The sequence below is a fragment of the Microcella alkaliphila genome, assembly GCF_002355395.1.
GTDB lineage: Bacteria > Actinomycetota > Actinomycetes > Actinomycetales > Microbacteriaceae > Microcella > Microcella alkaliphila_A.
On record NZ_AP017315.1, the window covers coordinates 1420845 to 1436198 of the forward strand.

Annotated in this window: 17 protein-coding genes; all 17 read left to right on the forward strand. The window is 71.4% G+C overall.

Annotated elements, in window-relative coordinates; all coding sequences use genetic code 11:
- Positions 1–16: 16 nt before the first annotated feature.
- The 17 genes from metK to lgt all read left to right on the forward strand — a co-directional run bounded on the left by metK (position 17) and on the right by lgt (position 15233).
- A complete protein-coding gene (gene metK / locus CPY97_RS06960; protein ID WP_096421373.1) occupies positions 17–1210 on the forward strand; it encodes a methionine adenosyltransferase in 1194 nt (397 codons plus the stop codon).
- A 23-nt stretch (positions 1211–1233) separates the two neighbouring features.
- Positions 1234–3264 (forward strand): hypothetical protein, encoded by a 2031-nt coding sequence (locus CPY97_RS06965; RefSeq protein WP_096421374.1) that lies wholly within the window; start codon positions 1234–1236, stop codon positions 3262–3264.
- Positions 3265–3297: 33 nt separating this feature from the next.
- Positions 3298–4218, forward strand: a complete 921-nt coding sequence (gene fmt / locus CPY97_RS06970) for a methionyl-tRNA formyltransferase (protein WP_096423472.1) — start codon at positions 3298–3300, stop codon at positions 4216–4218.
- On the forward strand, positions 4215–5597 hold the full coding sequence (locus CPY97_RS06975) for an RsmB/NOP family class I SAM-dependent RNA methyltransferase (RefSeq protein ID WP_096421375.1): 1383 nt from the start codon (positions 4215–4217) through the stop codon (positions 5595–5597). The genes fmt and CPY97_RS06975 overlap by 4 nt, the downstream gene beginning before the upstream one ends.
- A 14-nt stretch (positions 5598–5611) precedes the next feature.
- Positions 5612–6283, forward strand: coding sequence for a ribulose-phosphate 3-epimerase (gene rpe, locus CPY97_RS06980; RefSeq protein ID WP_096421376.1), 672 nt, complete (start codon positions 5612–5614; stop codon positions 6281–6283).
- Positions 6280–6648 (forward strand): FKBP-type peptidyl-prolyl cis-trans isomerase, encoded by a 369-nt coding sequence (locus CPY97_RS06985; protein ID WP_096421377.1) that lies wholly within the window; start codon positions 6280–6282, stop codon positions 6646–6648. Before rpe ends, CPY97_RS06985 begins: the two co-directional genes overlap by 4 nt.
- Before the next feature lie 46 nt (positions 6649–6694).
- Positions 6695–6958, forward strand: coding sequence for a phosphoribosyl-ATP diphosphatase (locus tag CPY97_RS06990; protein WP_096421378.1), 264 nt, complete (start codon positions 6695–6697; stop codon positions 6956–6958).
- A 49-nt stretch (positions 6959–7007) separates the two neighbouring features.
- Positions 7008–7847, forward strand: a complete 840-nt coding sequence (gene hisG, locus CPY97_RS06995) for an ATP phosphoribosyltransferase (RefSeq protein ID WP_096421379.1) — start codon at positions 7008–7010, stop codon at positions 7845–7847.
- Positions 7847–8608 carry an imidazole glycerol phosphate synthase subunit HisF gene (gene hisF, locus CPY97_RS07000; protein ID WP_096421380.1) on the forward strand — a complete coding sequence of 254 codons (762 nt, stop codon included), beginning with the start codon at positions 7847–7849 and terminating at the stop codon, positions 8606–8608. Before hisG ends, hisF begins: the two co-directional genes overlap by 1 nt.
- A complete protein-coding gene (gene hisI / locus CPY97_RS07005) occupies positions 8605–9009 on the forward strand; it encodes a phosphoribosyl-AMP cyclohydrolase (protein ID WP_096421381.1) in 405 nt (134 codons plus the stop codon). Before hisF ends, hisI begins: the two co-directional genes overlap by 4 nt.
- Entirely contained in the window at positions 9006–10547 is a 1542-nt protein-coding gene (locus tag CPY97_RS07010) for an anthranilate synthase component I (RefSeq protein ID WP_096421382.1), read from the forward strand. The genes hisI and CPY97_RS07010 overlap by 4 nt, the downstream gene beginning before the upstream one ends.
- Complete coding sequence (locus CPY97_RS07015) at positions 10544–11119, forward strand: Trp biosynthesis-associated membrane protein (RefSeq protein WP_096421383.1); 576 nt, start codon at positions 10544–10546, stop codon at positions 11117–11119. Before CPY97_RS07010 ends, CPY97_RS07015 begins: the two co-directional genes overlap by 4 nt.
- Before the next feature lie 36 nt (positions 11120–11155).
- Entirely contained in the window at positions 11156–11386 is a 231-nt protein-coding gene (locus CPY97_RS07020; protein WP_096421384.1) for a DUF6704 family protein, read from the forward strand.
- Positions 11387–12163, forward strand: coding sequence for an indole-3-glycerol phosphate synthase TrpC (gene trpC / locus CPY97_RS07025; protein WP_096421385.1), 777 nt, complete (start codon positions 11387–11389; stop codon positions 12161–12163).
- Positions 12160–13374, forward strand: a complete 1215-nt coding sequence (trpB, locus tag CPY97_RS07030) for a tryptophan synthase subunit beta (protein ID WP_096421386.1) — start codon at positions 12160–12162, stop codon at positions 13372–13374. The genes trpC and trpB overlap by 4 nt, the downstream gene beginning before the upstream one ends.
- Positions 13371–14150: a tryptophan synthase subunit alpha gene (trpA, locus tag CPY97_RS07035; RefSeq protein WP_096421387.1), complete on the forward strand. Its 780-nt coding sequence runs from the start codon at positions 13371–13373 to the stop codon at positions 14148–14150. The genes trpB and trpA overlap by 4 nt, the downstream gene beginning before the upstream one ends.
- A 66-nt stretch (positions 14151–14216) precedes the next feature.
- Positions 14217–15233, forward strand: coding sequence for a prolipoprotein diacylglyceryl transferase (gene lgt, locus CPY97_RS07040; protein WP_419866098.1), 1017 nt, complete (start codon positions 14217–14219; stop codon positions 15231–15233).
- Positions 15234–15354 lie beyond the last annotated feature (121 nt).

The window sequence follows — 15354 nt, forward strand, 5'->3', positions numbered from 1 at the left end:
ACTCGACGGGAGTTCCATGACCGCGCTGCGCCTGTTCACTTCGGAGTCTGTGACGGAGGGGCACCCCGACAAGATGTGCGACCAGATCAGCGACCGCATCCTCGATGCGTTGCTGACGGTGGACCGCGGCGCGCGCGTAGCTGTCGAGACGCTCGTGACGACCGGCCTCGTGCACGTCGCCGGAGAGGTCACGACGTCCGGCTATGTCGACATCCCGGGCATCGTGCGCACGACCGTCACCAACATCGGCTACACCGGCAGCGACGTGTGGTTTGACGGCCGCTCTTGCGGCGTCTCCATCTCGATCGGCGGGCAATCGCCCGACATCGCCCAGGGCGTCGACAGCGCATACGAGGCCCGCGAAGAGGCGAGCGACATTGCGGAGCATCAGCAGGGCGCCGGCGACCAGGGGCTCATGTTCGGCTACGCCACGCGCGAGACGCCACAACTGATGCCGCTTCCGATCTGGCTTGCCCACCGCCTGTCTGAGCGGCTCGCCCAGGTACGCAAAGACGGCACGCTCGGCTACCTCGGCCCCGACGGCAAAACGCAGGTGACCGCCGGCTACGACGGCAACACTCCGCGCACGGTCGAGACGATCGTCGTCAGCACGCAGCACCGTGAGGGCATCGAGACGCCTCAGGTTCGCGCCGACGTCGAGCGCGAGGTCATCCGCCCCGTGCTGGCCGACGCCGGATTCGGCGACGCGACCCCGCGCATCCTGATCAACCCAACCGGTCGATTCGTGATCGGCGGCCCGCAGGGCGATGCCGGCCTCACCGGGCGCAAGATCATCGTCGACACCTACGGCGGCGCATCCCGTCACGGCGGCGGCGCGTTCAGCGGAAAGGACCCCTCGAAGGTTGACCGCTCGGCCGCGTACGCCATGCGGTGGGTTGCAAAGAACGCGGTCGCCGCGGGGCTCGCCGACCGCCTCGAAGTGCAGGTCGCGTACGCAATCGGCGCGGCCGAACCAGTGGGCATGTACGTCGAGACCTTCGGAACGGCCCACGTCGACGAGGCGACGATCATCCGCGCCATTCGCGAGACCTTCGACCTGCGTCCCGGCGCGATCGTGCGCGAACTCGACCTGCTGCGCCCCATCTACGGTGCGACCGCCGCCTACGGCCACTTCGGCCGCGAGCTGCCCGAGTTCACGTGGGAGCAGACGACGAAGGTCGACGAGCTGCGCCGCCACGCCCGGCTGTAGCCGACGATGTGCCGAGGCCAGCGATGACCGCCGAGCCCATCGCGCGGGTACTCATCGACTCGCCCCTGCCGCAGCTCGACCGACTGCTCGAGTACCGCATCCCGGCGGCGCTCGACCGCGACGCGAAGCCCGGAGTGCGGGTGATCGTGCCCCTGCGAGGAGGACAGCGCCAGGCCAAGGGCTACCTCGTCGACCGGGTCGCCGAGCCCAGCTTCGCCGGCATCCTCACCGAGATCAGCGAGGTGGTGTCCGCGGCGCGCGTGCTGACGCCCGAGGTCGCGCGCCTCGCCCGACGCGCGGCCGACCGCGCCGCCGGAACGGCGAGCGACCTCGTGCGCCTCGCCGTGCCGGCCCGCCAGGTCCGCATCGAGAAGGCCTGGCTCGCCGCGCTCGACGCGCACGGGCGCACCGGGCCGGGGCTCGATCCGTCGGATACGGCACGCGCCGCGCAGGCCGCCGTCACGACGATTCCTGACGACATCGTTGCCCGGCTCATTGACACCGCAGAGCCCGCAACCGCTCGCCGCGTGGCGGTGACCGCCCCCGCGCGACTGACGCAGCTGCCGCCGTCCGAGATCGACGGCAATCCGCTGTGGCTCCCCGTCGGACTCGCCGACCTCGTCGCCCTCGCCGCCCGCACCCTCGCTGCCGGGCACTCGGCCATCATCGCCGTACCCGACTACCGCGACCTCGACCTCGTGGCCGATGCCGCCGCCCGCCTGCTGCCGCCTGACGCCGTCGCGCGGGTCGACGCGGGGCGCGGCAACGCTGAGCGCTATCGCGGCTTCCTTCGCGCGCTCGAGAAGCGCCCCACCCTCGTCATCGGAACGCGCACCGCGGTCACCGCGCCCGCCCACCGACTCGGGATGATCGCCATCTGGGACGACGGCGACCCCCTGCACGCCGAACAGCACGCGCCCGGCGTGCACGCCCGCGACCTCGCCCTGCTTCGGCACGACGACAGCGGGTGCAGCCTCGTCCTCGCCGCCCACACCCGGTCGGCCGAGGTGCAGCGCCTCGTCGAGCTCGGCTACCTCACGGCCATCACCCCGGCGCGCGCGGCGCGACGACGCATCCGGCCGACCGCGCAGGCGACCGGGGGAGACGATCCGGGGGCGCGGGCGCGCATCCCGTCGATGGCGTGGCGGGCGGCGACCGAGGCCCTCGCCGAGGGTGCGGTGCTGCTGCAGGTGGCGCGCCCCGGTTTTGACCCGCGGCTGGTCTGCGCCGACTGCGGCGATCCCGTCCGGTGTCGCACGTGCTCCGGGCCCGTCGGGGTGCGGCGCGCGAACGCGTCGCCCTCGTGCCACTGGTGCGGAGCGATTGCCCCCGCAGCGCCTTGCCCCCGCTGCAACGGGACCCGCCGCCGCCCGACGCTGCCCGGCTCGCAACGCACCGCCGACGAGCTTGGCCGGGCGTTTCCCGGCGCGCGCGTCATCGTCTCCGACGGCGAGCACACGCACCAGCGCATCGCTCCCGGCCGCACCATCGTGGTCGCCACGCGCGGGGCCGAGCCCCTCGTCGATGGCGGCTACCGCGCTGTTCTGCTGCTCGACGGCGAACGCATGCTCGCCCGCGACAGCCTGCGGGTCGTCGAAGACTGTCTCCGCTGGTGGCAGAACGCCGCGGCTCTCGCCTCCGACGACGCCCCCGTTCTGCTCGTCGGAGTGGACGGCCCCGTCGCGTCCGCCCTCGCGACCGGGACAACTGACGAGCTGATCGCCGCAGAGCTGGCCGACCGTCGGCGTCTGCGCTTCCCGCCCGCCGTGCGCTCCGCGACGGTCACCGGCACCGCCGACGAGGTGCGAGTCGCCCTGCAGCCGCTCAGCGGACTGAGCGGCGTCGACGTACTGGGTCCCGTCGACCGAGGGCCCGGAGCCGCGCGCGCCATCGTGCGTTTCGATTACGCCCGCGGAGCTGACGTCGCGCGCGAGCTGCGCGCAGCGCTCGTCGCGGCGGCGACCGCGCGGGCGCAGCGTCGACGCTCGACCCTCCGCGCACGCCTCGACGACCCCAGCGCGTTCGACCTCAGCGCTGACGACGCGCCCGCCTGACGGGTGCGGCAGAATCGACGGGTGACCGCCCCCCTGCGCCTGCTCTTCGCCGGAAGCCCCCGGGCGGCCGTTCCCACCCTCGAGGCCCTCGCGGGCGGCCCGCACACGATCGACGCTGTCATCACGCGACCACCCACGCCGCAGGGGCGCAAACGCATCCTCACTCCGACACCGGTCGAGGTGAGTGCCGTCGAGCGAGGGTTGCCGGTGCTGCACGCCCGCAGCCTCACCCCGCTGCAGGACGAGCTGATCGAACGCGAGGCCGATCTCGGCGTCATCGTCGCCTTCGGAGGACTCGTCCGTGAACCGCTCCTCAGCGCACCGCGACTCGGCTGGATCAACCTGCACTTCTCGCTGCTGCCCGCCTACCGGGGTGCAGCGCCCGTGCAGCACGCCCTGATCGCCGGAGAGACGACGACCGGGCTCAGCGTTTTCCACCTCACGGAGGGGCTCGACGAGGGCGACCTGTACGCGCAGCGCCCGCATCCGATCGGCGCCCACGACACCGCCGGCAGTCTGCTGGACCGCCTCGCCATCGAGGGTGCGAGCGTCGTCGCGGACGTCGTCGACCGGCTCGCCGCCGGAACGATCGAGGCCACCCCGCAGGAGGGTCAACCGACGTTCGCGCCGAAGCTGGACCGGGCCGACGGGCGTCTCCGCTTCACGGAGTCGGCGAGCACGATCTCTGCGCGGTTGCGCGGCACCACCCCCGAGCCGGGCGCCTTCGGTGAGCTCGACGACGGCACCGTGGTCAAGGTGCTCGATGCAACCATCGGCCACGACGGAGCACCGCTGGCGCCGGGTGCCCTCGCGCTCGACGGGCGCCGCGCTCTCGTCGGCACCGCCGACCGCCCGCTCGAACTCGTCACCGTCCAGCCCGCCGGCAAGCAGGCCATGTCCGCCCTCGATTGGATGCGCGGCCTCCGCGATCGCGAGACCCGCCGTTTCGCATGAACCCCCGCCCCGACAGCCCCGCCCGAAGCGCACGCCGCGTCGCCTTCGACGTCGTGCACGCCGTGTCGACCGACGACGCCTACGCCAACCTGCTGCTGCCGGGGCGCCTGCGCGAGGCCCGACTGAGCGCCGCCGACGCCGGCTTCGCGACCGAGTTGACCTACGGCACCCTGCGGGGGCGCGGCTTCTACGACGCCGTCATCGAGCGCGCGACCGGTCGCGCTGTTGACCGCATCGACTCACCCGTGCTCGATGTGCTGCGCCTGGGCGCCCACCAACTCCTCACGCTGGGAACCCCGCCGCACGCGGCCGTCGACGAGTCGGTACGTCTCGTTCGGCAGGTCGGCTCGGCGCGCGCCGCGGGCTTCGTCAACGCGGCGCTCCGCCGCGTGAGCGAGCGTGATCTCGACTCGTGGCGCGCCGAACTCAGCCGAGGCATCAGCGATCCGGATGCACTGCTTGCGATCCGCCACGCGCATCCCGAATGGGTGGTGCGCGCCCTGCGCGCAGCTCTCGCCGCCGAGGGGCGCGAGGACGAGCTGGATGCGCTGCTCGCCGCGGACAACGCGCCGCCGCGCGTGACCCTCGTCGCCCTGCCCGGCCTCGCGGACGCCCCCGACGACGACCGCGACGAACGCACCGCCTTTTCACCGCTCGGGATACGCGCCGCCGCCGGCGACCCGGCGGCCGACGCCGGGGTCGCTGCGGGCACGCGCCGCGTGCAAGACGAGGGCTCCCAGCTCGCTGCCCTGGCCCTCAGCAGGGTGCGCCCCGCCCGGGCGGGCGAGCGCTGGCTCGACCTCTGTGCGGGGCCGGGCGGCAAGGCGGCCCTGCTGGCAGCGGAGGCGCGCACGGCCGGCGCCACCCTCACGGCCAACGAGGCCGTGCCCGCACGAGCCGAACTGGTGCGGCGTGCCCTTGCCCCCGTCGATCCCTCCCTCACGGTACGCGTCGGCGACGGCCGCGGCATCGCCCGCGACGCGGCCGAATCGTTCGACCGCGTGCTCGTGGACGCGCCCTGCACCGGCCTTGGCGCGCTGCGCCGCCGTCCCGAGGCGCGGTGGCGCAAGACGGTGGACGACGTCGCACCCCTCGCCACCCTGCAGACCGAGCTGCTGACCGCGGCCCTCGATGCCACCGCGCCCGGGGGAGTCGTCGCCTACGTGACCTGCTCGCCGCACCTCGCCGAGACCCGCGACGTCGTCGACGCCGTTCTGGGCGCGCGAGACGACGCGGTCGCCATCGACACCCGGGCGGTTCTCGCCGGCGTCACCCGCACGCCCCTCGACCTCGGCGACCGCGGCACGGCGGTGCAACTGTGGCCGCACCGGCACGCGAGCGACGCGATGTTCATCCAACTGTTCGAACGCCGCCGCTGACTACGCTGGGTCGCATGGCGAGCGCGCGCATCAATCCGAGCATCCTGTCGGCCGACTTCGTCAACATGGAGCGCGATCTCGGCCGCATCGCGACCGCCGACTACGTGCACGTCGACGTCATGGACAACCACTTCGTGCCGAACCTCACGTTCGGCCCGCAGATGGTCGGCCGCGTGCAGGACGTGTCGCCCATTCCGCTGGATGTACACCTGATGATCGCGGACATCGACCGTTGGGCGCCCGGCTACGCCGAACTCGGCGCATTCTCGGTGACGTTCCACGTCGAGGCGGCCCGCGACCCGGTGGCTGTCGCCCGCGCGCTCCGCGAGCGTGGCGCACGCGCCGGCCTCGCGGTGAAGCCCGGCACCCCCATCGAGCCGTATCTCGAGCTGCTGCCCGAGTTCGACCAGGTGCTCGTGATGACGGTGGAACCCGGTTTCGGTGGTCAGTCGTTCATGCCCGAGACGATGCCGAAGCTGCGGGCGCTGCGCGAGGCCCGAGCCCGCCTCGGTGTCGACACATGGCTGCAGGTCGACGGCGGGATCGCCGACGACACCATCGCGATCGCCGCGGAGGCCGGTGCCGACACCTTCGTGGCGGGCTCCGCCGTGTACGGGGCCGCTGACCCGGCGGAGGCGATCAGCCGTCTGCGCGAGCGCGCGCAGTCTGCTTGGATGGAACCATGAGCCAGCTGAGCAAGCCCGAGATCGACTTCTTCGAGGGGCCCGCCCCCACCGAGCTCGTCATCACCGACCTCGTTGTCGGAGACGGAGCCGAGGCCACCCCCGGCGCGACGGTCGACGTGCACTACGTCGGTGTCGAGTTCGACACCGGCGAAGAGTTCGACGCCTCCTGGAACCGCGGCGCGTCGATCAACTTTCCCCTCGGCAGCCTCATCGCCGGGTGGCAGCAGGGCATTCCGGGCATGAAGGTGGGCGGTCGTCGCCAGCTCGTCTGCCCGCCGCACCTCGCCTACGGCCCCGCCGGCGGCGGCCATCGCCTGTCGGGCAAGACACTCGTCTTCGTGATCGACCTGCTCGGCGTCTCCTGACCCCGAGCGGCGAAAACACGCAGTTCGCGCCCGGTACGCTGAGCGCGTGAAGACGTTCGACCAGCTGTTCGACGAGCTCGCCGAGAAGGCACGCTCGCGCCCCGTGGGCTCCGGAACCGTGGCCCAGCTCGACGCGGGCGTGCACGCGATCGGCAAGAAGATCGTCGAGGAGGCCGCCGAGGTCTGGATGGCCGCCGAATACGAGAGCGACGAGGCTGCGGCCGAAGAGATCTCGCAGCTGCTGTACCACCTGCAGGTGCTGATGCTCGCGAAAGGCCTCACGCCCGCCGACGTCTACCGTCACCTGTAAGCCCGCCGACGACGGATGCGCGACGCGCGCACTCGAGGAAGACACCCGCATGCTGAGAATCGCGGTGCCCAACAAGGGATCGCTGTCCGAGACGGCCGCGCACATGCTCGCGGAGGCCGGCTACACGGGCCGTCGCGACCCGCGCGCCCTGACGAGCGCGGACGCCCGTAACGGGGTCGAGTTCTTCTACCTGCGGCCCCGCGACATCGCCACCTACGTGGGCTCCGGAGCACTCGACGTCGGCATCACGGGCCGTGATCTGCTGCTCGACTCGGGCTCCGAGGCGCGCGAGATTCAGGCGCTCGACTTTGGCGGCTCGACGTTCCGCTTCGCCGCCCCGCCGAACACGGTGCGCACGCTGGACGATCTGGGCGGGATGCGCGTCGCGACGAGCTACCCCGGTCTCGTCGGCGACTTCCTTGCCCGGCACGGCGTCACCGCCGACCTCATCCGCCTCGACGGCGCGGTGGAGTCGGCCGTGCGCCTGGGTGTCGCCGACGCGGTCGCCGACGTCGTCTCGACCGGCGCGACACTGCGCGCACAGGGCCTCGAGATCGTTGGCCCCGTCATTCTCGAGTCGACCGCCGTGCTCATCAGCGCCCAGCCCGATCGCCCGGGGATCGCGACGCTGCAGCGTCGACTGCAGGGCGTGCTTGTCGCGCGGCAGTACGTGCTGATGGACTACGACCTGCCCCGCGAGCTGCTCGCGCGGGCGCAGGCGATCACGCCGGGCCTCGAGTCGCCGACGGTCAGCCCGCTGGCCGACAGCGGCTGGGTCGCCGTGCGCGCCATGGTTCCGCGCGCCGACGTCAACCACGTCATGGACGAGCTGTACGACCTTGGCGCCCGCGCAATCCTTGTCGGCTCGATCCACGCCGCCCGCCTCTGATGACCGTCGCCGTTCGGGTCATCCCCTGCCTCGACGTGGCCGGCGGCCGCGTCGTGAAGGGCGTGAACTTCATGGGCCTGCGCGACGCGGGCGACCCGATCGAGCTCGCGCGTCGCTACTTTGAGCAGGGCGCTGACGAGATCACCTTCCTCGACGTGACGGCGACGGTCGACCAGCGCGAGACGACCTACGACGTTGTCCGCGCGACGGCCGAGCAGGTGTTCATTCCCCTTACGGTGGGCGGGGGAGTGCGCTCGACCGAGGACGTCGCACGACTCCTCGGCCACGGCGCCGACAAGATCGGCGTCAACAGTGCGGCGATCGCCCGCCCGGCGCTGATCGACGAGATCGCCGACCGCTTCGGCGCCCAAGTGTGCGTGCTGTCGCTCGACGTCACGCGCGACGACGCGGCCCCGAGCGGCTTCGTCGTGACCACGCACGGTGGGCGCACCCGCACCCAGCTGGACGCGATCGCCTGGGCGGTCGAAGCGATCGAGCGCGGCGCCGGCGAGCTGCTGGTCAACTCGATTGACGCCGATGGAACGAAAGCTGGCTTCGATCTCGAGCTCATTGCCGCCATGCGCGAGGTGGCGTCGGTGCCAGTGATCGCCTCCGGGGGCGCGGGCGCGCTCCAGCACTTTGCGCCGGCGGTGGCCGCGGGCGCTGACGCCGTTCTCGCCGCGAGCGTCTTCCACAACGCGGAATTCACGATCGGCGAGGTCAAGCAGTCGCTCGCCGACGCGGGGGTGCTGATTCGATGACCACTGAGCCCGCCATCCCTTCGCCCCACGAGGCTGCGCGCCTTTCGGACGACGAGGCCGCCGCTGTCGTGGAGCGCGCGCAGTTCGCCTCCGACGGATTGCTGCCCGCGATCATCCAGTCGCACGACGACAACGCCGTTCTGATGCTCGGCTACATGAACGCCGAAGCCGTGCGCCGCACCCTGACGGAGGGACGCGTCACGTTCTGGAGCCGATCGCGCAGCGAATTCTGGCGTAAGGGCGACACGAGCGGCAACATTCAGCTGGTGCGCTCGGCGGCACTCGACTGCGACGGCGACACCCTTCTCGTCCGCGTCCACCAGGTGGGCCCGGCCTGCCACACGGGTGCCCGGCGCTGCTTCGACGTCGACCCCGTCATCACGGAGGGAGCCGAGTCGTGACCACGACCCTTGCCGACGTCGTGGCGCGCCGTCACGACGCCCGCGTTGTCCCGGTCATTCGCGAGCTGTTCGCCGACGCCGCGACCCCGGTCGGGCTCTACCGGGCGCTCGCGAATGATCGGCCGGGCACCTTCCTACTCGAGTCGGCCGAACAGGGCGGCATTTGGTCACGGTACTCGTTCATCGGCGTCGCATCCTTCGGCGTGCTGACCGAGCACGAGGGCGTAACCCGCTGGCTCGACACCGGCATCGACGCCGAGCGCGCGTTCGGCGGCCCGATCCCCGACGACCCGCTGGAGGCGCTGGATGTCCTTCACGCGCGCTGGCGCACCCCGGCCGACCCCGCGCATCCGCCGCTGACGGGCGGCCTCGTCGGCTTCATCGGCTGGGATGCGGTGCGCCGCGTCGAACACCTCCCCGACGCGCCCCCCGCCGACTTCGCCGTACCGGAGCTCGCCGTCGCCTTCACGAGCGAACTGGTCGTCATGGACCACCGCACGGGGACCGTGCAGATCGTCACCGCGCTGCTGCTCGACGGCGATCCCGACGATGCCGAAATCGGGCGGCGATTCGAGGATGCTCAGGGCCGGTTGGATGCGCTCGCGCACGCCCTCACGCGCCCCATTGCCCCCGCCCCCGCGCTGATTGACACCACGGTGACGCCGCATCCCGAGCACCGCTCGACGCCCGAACAGTTCCTCGGAGCGGTCGCCGCGTCGAAAGCGCACATTCGCGACGGGGACGTCTTCCAGGTGGTCATCTCGCAGCGTTTCGACCACCCGGTCACCGCCGCACCCCTCGACGTGTACCGGGTGCTGCGAGCCTTGAACCCGTCGCCCTACATGTACGTGCTCAGCTTGACGAGCGCCGCCGGCGAGCCGTACGCGATTGTGGGCTCCTCGCCCGAGGCGCTCGTCAAGGTGCAGGATGGGCGCGCGTTCTCGCACCCGATCGCCGGGTCGCGCCCGCGCGGGTCTACCCCCGAGCACGATGCCGCGCTCGCCGACGAGCTGCTCGCCGACCGCAAGGAGCAGGCTGAGCACCTCATGCTCGTCGATCTCGCGCGCAACGACCTGTCGAAGGTGTGCACGCCCGGCAGTGTCGAGGTCACCGAGTTCATGCAGGTCGAGCGGTTCAGTCACATCATGCACCTGGTGTCGAGCGTCGAGGGGGACGTGCGCGAGAGTGCGAGCCCCATCGACGTGCTGCGCGCCACGTTCCCGGCAGGCACGCTGAGCGGCGCCCCGAAGCCGCGAGCACTGGAAATCATCGACGACCTCGAGCCCGCCCGCCGCGGCGTGTACGGCGGCGTTGTCGGATACTTCTCGTTCTCGGGCGACCTCGACCTCGCGATTGCGATTCGCACCGCATTTCTCGCCGACGGCGTCGCCCGCGTGCAAGCGGGCGCGGGGCTCGTCGCCGATTCGCAGCCGCAGGCCGAGTTCGACGAAACGGTGGCGAAGGCCGCCGCGCCGCTACGGGCGGTCGCCATCGCGAACGCGCTAACGCCGATTACGGGCGACGAGGGAACCCCGTGACGCCCCGCCGTCTTCGGCTGCTCGCCATCGTCGCGCCGCTCGCCGCGGCGGCCCTTGGCCTGCTGGCGTGGACCCAAGTCTGGGTCGTGCTTGATCTCGGCGGCGGCCTCACCGTCGACGCCCGCGGCGAGACCGCCGCGAACACGGTTCCCGCCCTCGCCCTCGCGCTGCTCGCGCTCACCGCCGCCCTTGCCCTCGTCGGTCGCACCCCCCGCATCCTGCTGGGCATCGTGCAGCTCGGACTCGGCGTCGGAATCATCGCCGCATCCGCGGCGGTTCTTGCCGATCCCGTTGGCCGCGGCGGTCCCGCCGTGACCGGCGTCACCGGCGTCGACGGTGATGCGGGGATCGCCGCGCTCGTCGTCGCCTCCAGTGTGTCTGGGTGGGTCACGCTCGCCCTCGTCGCGGGAGCCCTGGCGGCGCTCAGCGGCGTGGTGACGGCGGTCACGGCTCACCGGTGGCCCGAGCGCGTGCGTCGCTACGACACACCCGACGGCAGTGGGGCGTCGCGGGCCGACCGTCTCGGCGACTGGGACGCCCTCAGCGACGGCGATGACCCGACAGCCCGGTAGACTGTAAGCCCTGCCCGTTCCCGACTCAGGAGACGCATGAACGCCCAGAACGAACCCGGACACGGACACTCGCCCGCCGCCTGGACGGCCGTCGTCATCATGCTGATCGGCTTCACCGTGGGCACCGTCGCGTTCTTCTTCGAGCTCGCTCCCATCGTCTGGGCGAGCGCCGTCGTCGTCGTCATCGGCTGGATCGTCGGTGGCGTGATGGCGAAGATGGGGTACGGCGTAAAGGGCCCGCGCTACGCCCCGAAGGCACACTCCTAAGTGCTGGACGGCCTGACGGCGGGAGCGCTGGAGGACGCCGCGGCCCGCCGCGCCGAGCGTCCGCTCGCGGCCGTCGAGGCTGCGGCCGCCGCTCAGCCTCCGGCGCGCGACGCCGTGGCCGCGCTTGCGCGCGCCTCGCACGTGAAGTTGATCGCCGAAGTCAAGCGGGCAAGCCCGTCGCGTGGAGCCCTCGCGAGCATCCCTGACCCCGCGCAGCTTGCTGCGCAGTACGCAGCCGGGGGAGCGCACGCGATCAGCGTGCTGACCGAGCAGCGGCGCTTTCAGGGGTCGCTCGCCGACCTTGAGGCGGTCCGCGCCGCCGTCGACGCGCCGATCTTGCGCAAAGACTTCATCGCCGACGAGTACCAGATCGCCGAGGCGCGCGCGGCGGGGGCCGACCTGGTTCTGCTGATCGTGGCCGCCCTCGACGAAGCCACGCTCCGCCGGCTACACGCGCACATCCTCGAGTGGGGCATGACCCCGCTCGTCGAAACGCACTCCGCTGACGAGGCACGCCTTGCCGTCGACTTGGGCGCATCCCTCATCGGCGTGAACGCCCGCGACCTCACGACGTTCGAGCTCGATCGAGACCTGTTCGGTCGGCTCGCCCCGATCATCCCCGACGACGCGATCCGCATCGCCGAGTCGGCCGTCCTCAGCGTCGCCGACGTTGAGCACTACCGGCGCGCCGGCGCCGACGTGGTGCTCGTCGGTGAGGCCCTCGTCACTGGCGGCGACCCCGTCGCCACTGCCCGGCAGTTTGTGAGCGTGTCATGACCCTGCGCGACGTGGTTGGCCCCTACTTCGGCACCTTCGGGGGCCGTTTCGTGCCCGAATCCCTCATCGCCGCCCTCGACGAACTCGACGCGGCATACCAGGCGGCCAGAGTTGACCCCGACTTCGCCGCCGAGCTCGCCGAGCTGCACCGCACGTACACGGGCCGGCCGTCGATCATCACCGACGCGCCCCGCTTCGCCGAGCACGCCGGCGGCGCGCGCATCCTGTTGAAGCGCGAAGACCTGAACCACACGGGCAGCCACAAGATCAACAACGTGCTCGGCCAGGCCCTGCTCGCAAAGCGCCTCGGCAAGACGCGACTCATCGCCGAGACGGGTGCCGGGCAGCACGGCGTCGCGAGCGCGACCGCCGCCGCCCTGTTCGGCATGGAGTGCGTCGTGTACATGGGCGCCGTCGACACCGAGCGGCAGGCGTTGAACGTGGCCCGCATGAAGCTCCTCGGTGCTGAGGTGGTGGCCGTGCAGACGGGGTCGCGCACGTTAAAAGACGCCATCAACGACGCCATGCGCGACTGGGTGGCGAACGTCGACACGACGCACTACCTGCTCGGCACGGTCGCGGGCCCGCACCCGTTCCCGACCATGGTGCGCGACTTCCACGCCGTCATCGGTACCGAGGCCCGCGAGCAGGTGCGGGAACTCACGGGGCGCCTCCCCGACGCGGTCGCCGCGTGCGTAGGTGGTGGCAGCAACGCCATGGGCATCTTCCACGCGTTCCTCGACGACGAGTCGGTGCGCCTGGTCGGCCTGGAGGCCGCCGGCGATGGAGTCGACACTCCGCACCACGCCGCGACGATCTCGAAGGGCCGGCCCGGAGTGCTGCACGGCGCCCGCAGCCTCATGCTGCAAGACGACGACGGCCAGACGATGGAGTCCCACTCGATCTCGGCGGGCCTCGACTACCCGGGTGTCGGCCCCGAGCACGCCTGGCTCGCCGACATCGGTCGCGCCGAATACCGCGGCGTCACCGACGCCGAGGCGATGAGCGCGCTGCGGCTGCTGAGCCGCACCGAGGGCATCATCCCCGCCATCGAGACGGCCCACGCCCTGCACGGCGCGCTCGAACTCGGGAAGGAACTCGGCCCCGAAGGCATCGTGCTTGTGTCGCTGAGCGGCCGCGGAGACAAAGACATGGAGACGGCGGCGCGCTACTTCCGTCTGCTCGATGGCGAAACCGAGGATGCGCGGTGAGCGCGGTCGAACAGGCCATCCGTGCGCGCCGCGAGGCCGGATCGGGCGCGCTCGTCGCCTACCTTCCCGTCGGGTTCCCCACTCTCGATGACAGCATTGCTGCCGCGATCGCGCTCGTCGAGAACGGCGTCGACATCCTCGAACTGGGCCTTCCCTACAGTGACCCGGTCATGGACGGGCCCGCCATTCAGAAGGCCACCCAGACCGCACTGCAGAACGGCTTCCGCCTGCGCGACGGCTTCACCGCCGTCGAGAAGGTGCGCGCGGCCGTGGACGCGCCGGTCCTCGTCATGACCTACTGGAACCCCGTGCTGCAGTACGGCGTCGACCGTTTCGCCGCCGACCTCGCGAGCGCCGGGGGAGCGGGCCTCATCACGCCTGACCTGATCCCCGACGAGGCGAGCGACTGGATGGCCGCGTCGGAGGCCCACGACCTCGACCGTGTGTTCCTCGCGGCCCCGTCGTCGTCCGATGCCCGTATGCGGCAGGCAGTCGAGGCGAGTCGCGGATTCGTTTACGCCGTTTCGACGATGGGCATCACCGGCGCCCGCTCGGACGTTGACGCCGCCGCGCGCGGCGTCGTTTCCCGGCTGCGCGATGCGGGATGCACGTCCACGTGTGTGGGGCTTGGCATCTCGACTGCCGATCAGGTTCGCGATGTCTTGAGCTACGCCGACGGCGCGATCGTCGGCTCCCGCCTGGTCGCCGCCCTCAGCGAGGGGGGCGTCACCGAGGCGGCCCGCGTTGCGGCCGACCTCGCCACCGGCACCCGCTAGCCTCCGTATCCGGCCGGTCGCCAGTAGGCTGGCACGCGTTCTCACCCTCCCGAAAGGCCCGCATCCGTGATCTCTGCCCTCAGCATCCCGAGTCCCGGCGAGGAGTGGCGCGCGTTCAACCTCGGCCAGTGGCTGCGCGACATCGGCCTGTCGTGGTTCTCGCTCGACATCACGATCAACGCTTATGCGCTCTGCATCCTGCTCGGCATCGCTGCCGCCGTGTGGCTTACCCACGTGCGCCTGACGCGGCGCGGCGCCGAGCCGTGGATTGTGCTCGACATCGCCCTGTTCGCCGTTCCGCTCGGCATCATCGGCGGACGCATCTATCACGTGGTCACCCATCCCGCCGACTACTTCTTCCCCGGCGCCGACCTCTTGCGCGTGCTGTACATCTGGGAGGGCGGCATGGCGATCTTCGGCGCCCTCATCGGTGGCGCCGTCGGCGCGTACATCGGCTGCCGCGTCACGGGCATCCGCTTCTGGTCGTTCGCCGACGCCCTCGCTCCGGGACTCCTCATCGCGCAGGCCTTCGGCCGGCTCGGCAACTGGTTCAATCAGGAACTGTTCGGCCTGCCCACCGACCTGCCATGGGGGCTGGAGATCGACCGTCCGAACGCGGCGATCCCTGTGGGGCTGCCGGAGGACGTCCTGTTCCATCCGACATTCCTCTACGAGATCGTCTGGAACCTGGCCGGTGCCGCGCTGCTGTTGCTCATCGACGCGCGCCTGCGCGTGCAGTGGGGCAAGCTGCTCGGCGGCTACCTCATCTGGTACGGCGTGGGTCGCAGCGTTTTCGAGACGATCCGCCTCGACCCAAGCGAACTCTTCCTGGGCGTGCGCGTGAACGTGTGGGCTGCCTGGGCTGCGGTGCTGCTCGGCATCATCATCGTGATCGTGCAGCGTCGCCGGCATCCTGGCGCCGAACCCGGCCCCTACGTCGCTGGTCGAGGGTGGACGCCGGAGGCTGGGGTAGACTCCGAAGCCGTCTACACCGAGACGGACCTGGCCGGCAACGACGCCGCTCTGGTCGCCGAGAAATCCGGCGCACCTTCCGCCACAAGCGGACCCGCCGCGAACGCGTAACCGCACGGATCGCCACCACCTTGATCCCGGTTCCCCGCTCCGCGGCGCGCGATTCCGCGCACACAGTCCCTGGGCCAGCGACGTCCCGCACCTCAGCACCAACCCATGTGAGGACGGTCCG

Excerpts from the sequence above, each read along its gene's own strand:
- metK (WP_096421373.1), top strand. The coding sequence starts at position 17 with ATGACCGCGCTGCGCCTGTTCACTTCGGAGTCTGTGACGGAGGGGCAC.
- CPY97_RS06965 (WP_096421374.1), top strand. The coding sequence starts at position 1,234 with ATGACCGCCGAGCCCATCGCGCGGGTACTCATCGACTCGCCCCTGCCG.
- CPY97_RS06975 (WP_096421375.1), top strand. The coding sequence starts at position 4,215 with ATGAACCCCCGCCCCGACAGCCCCGCCCGAAGCGCACGCCGCGTCGCC.
- rpe (WP_096421376.1), top strand. The coding sequence starts at position 5,612 with ATGGCGAGCGCGCGCATCAATCCGAGCATCCTGTCGGCCGACTTCGTC.
- CPY97_RS06985 (WP_096421377.1), top strand. The coding sequence starts at position 6,280 with ATGAGCCAGCTGAGCAAGCCCGAGATCGACTTCTTCGAGGGGCCCGCC.
- hisG (WP_096421379.1), top strand. The coding sequence starts at position 7,008 with ATGCTGAGAATCGCGGTGCCCAACAAGGGATCGCTGTCCGAGACGGCC.
- hisF (WP_096421380.1), top strand. The coding sequence starts at position 7,847 with ATGACCGTCGCCGTTCGGGTCATCCCCTGCCTCGACGTGGCCGGCGGC.
- hisI (WP_096421381.1), top strand. The coding sequence starts at position 8,605 with ATGACCACTGAGCCCGCCATCCCTTCGCCCCACGAGGCTGCGCGCCTT.
- CPY97_RS07020 (WP_096421384.1), top strand. The coding sequence starts at position 11,156 with ATGAACGCCCAGAACGAACCCGGACACGGACACTCGCCCGCCGCCTGG.
- trpB (WP_096421386.1), top strand. The coding sequence starts at position 12,160 with ATGACCCTGCGCGACGTGGTTGGCCCCTACTTCGGCACCTTCGGGGGC.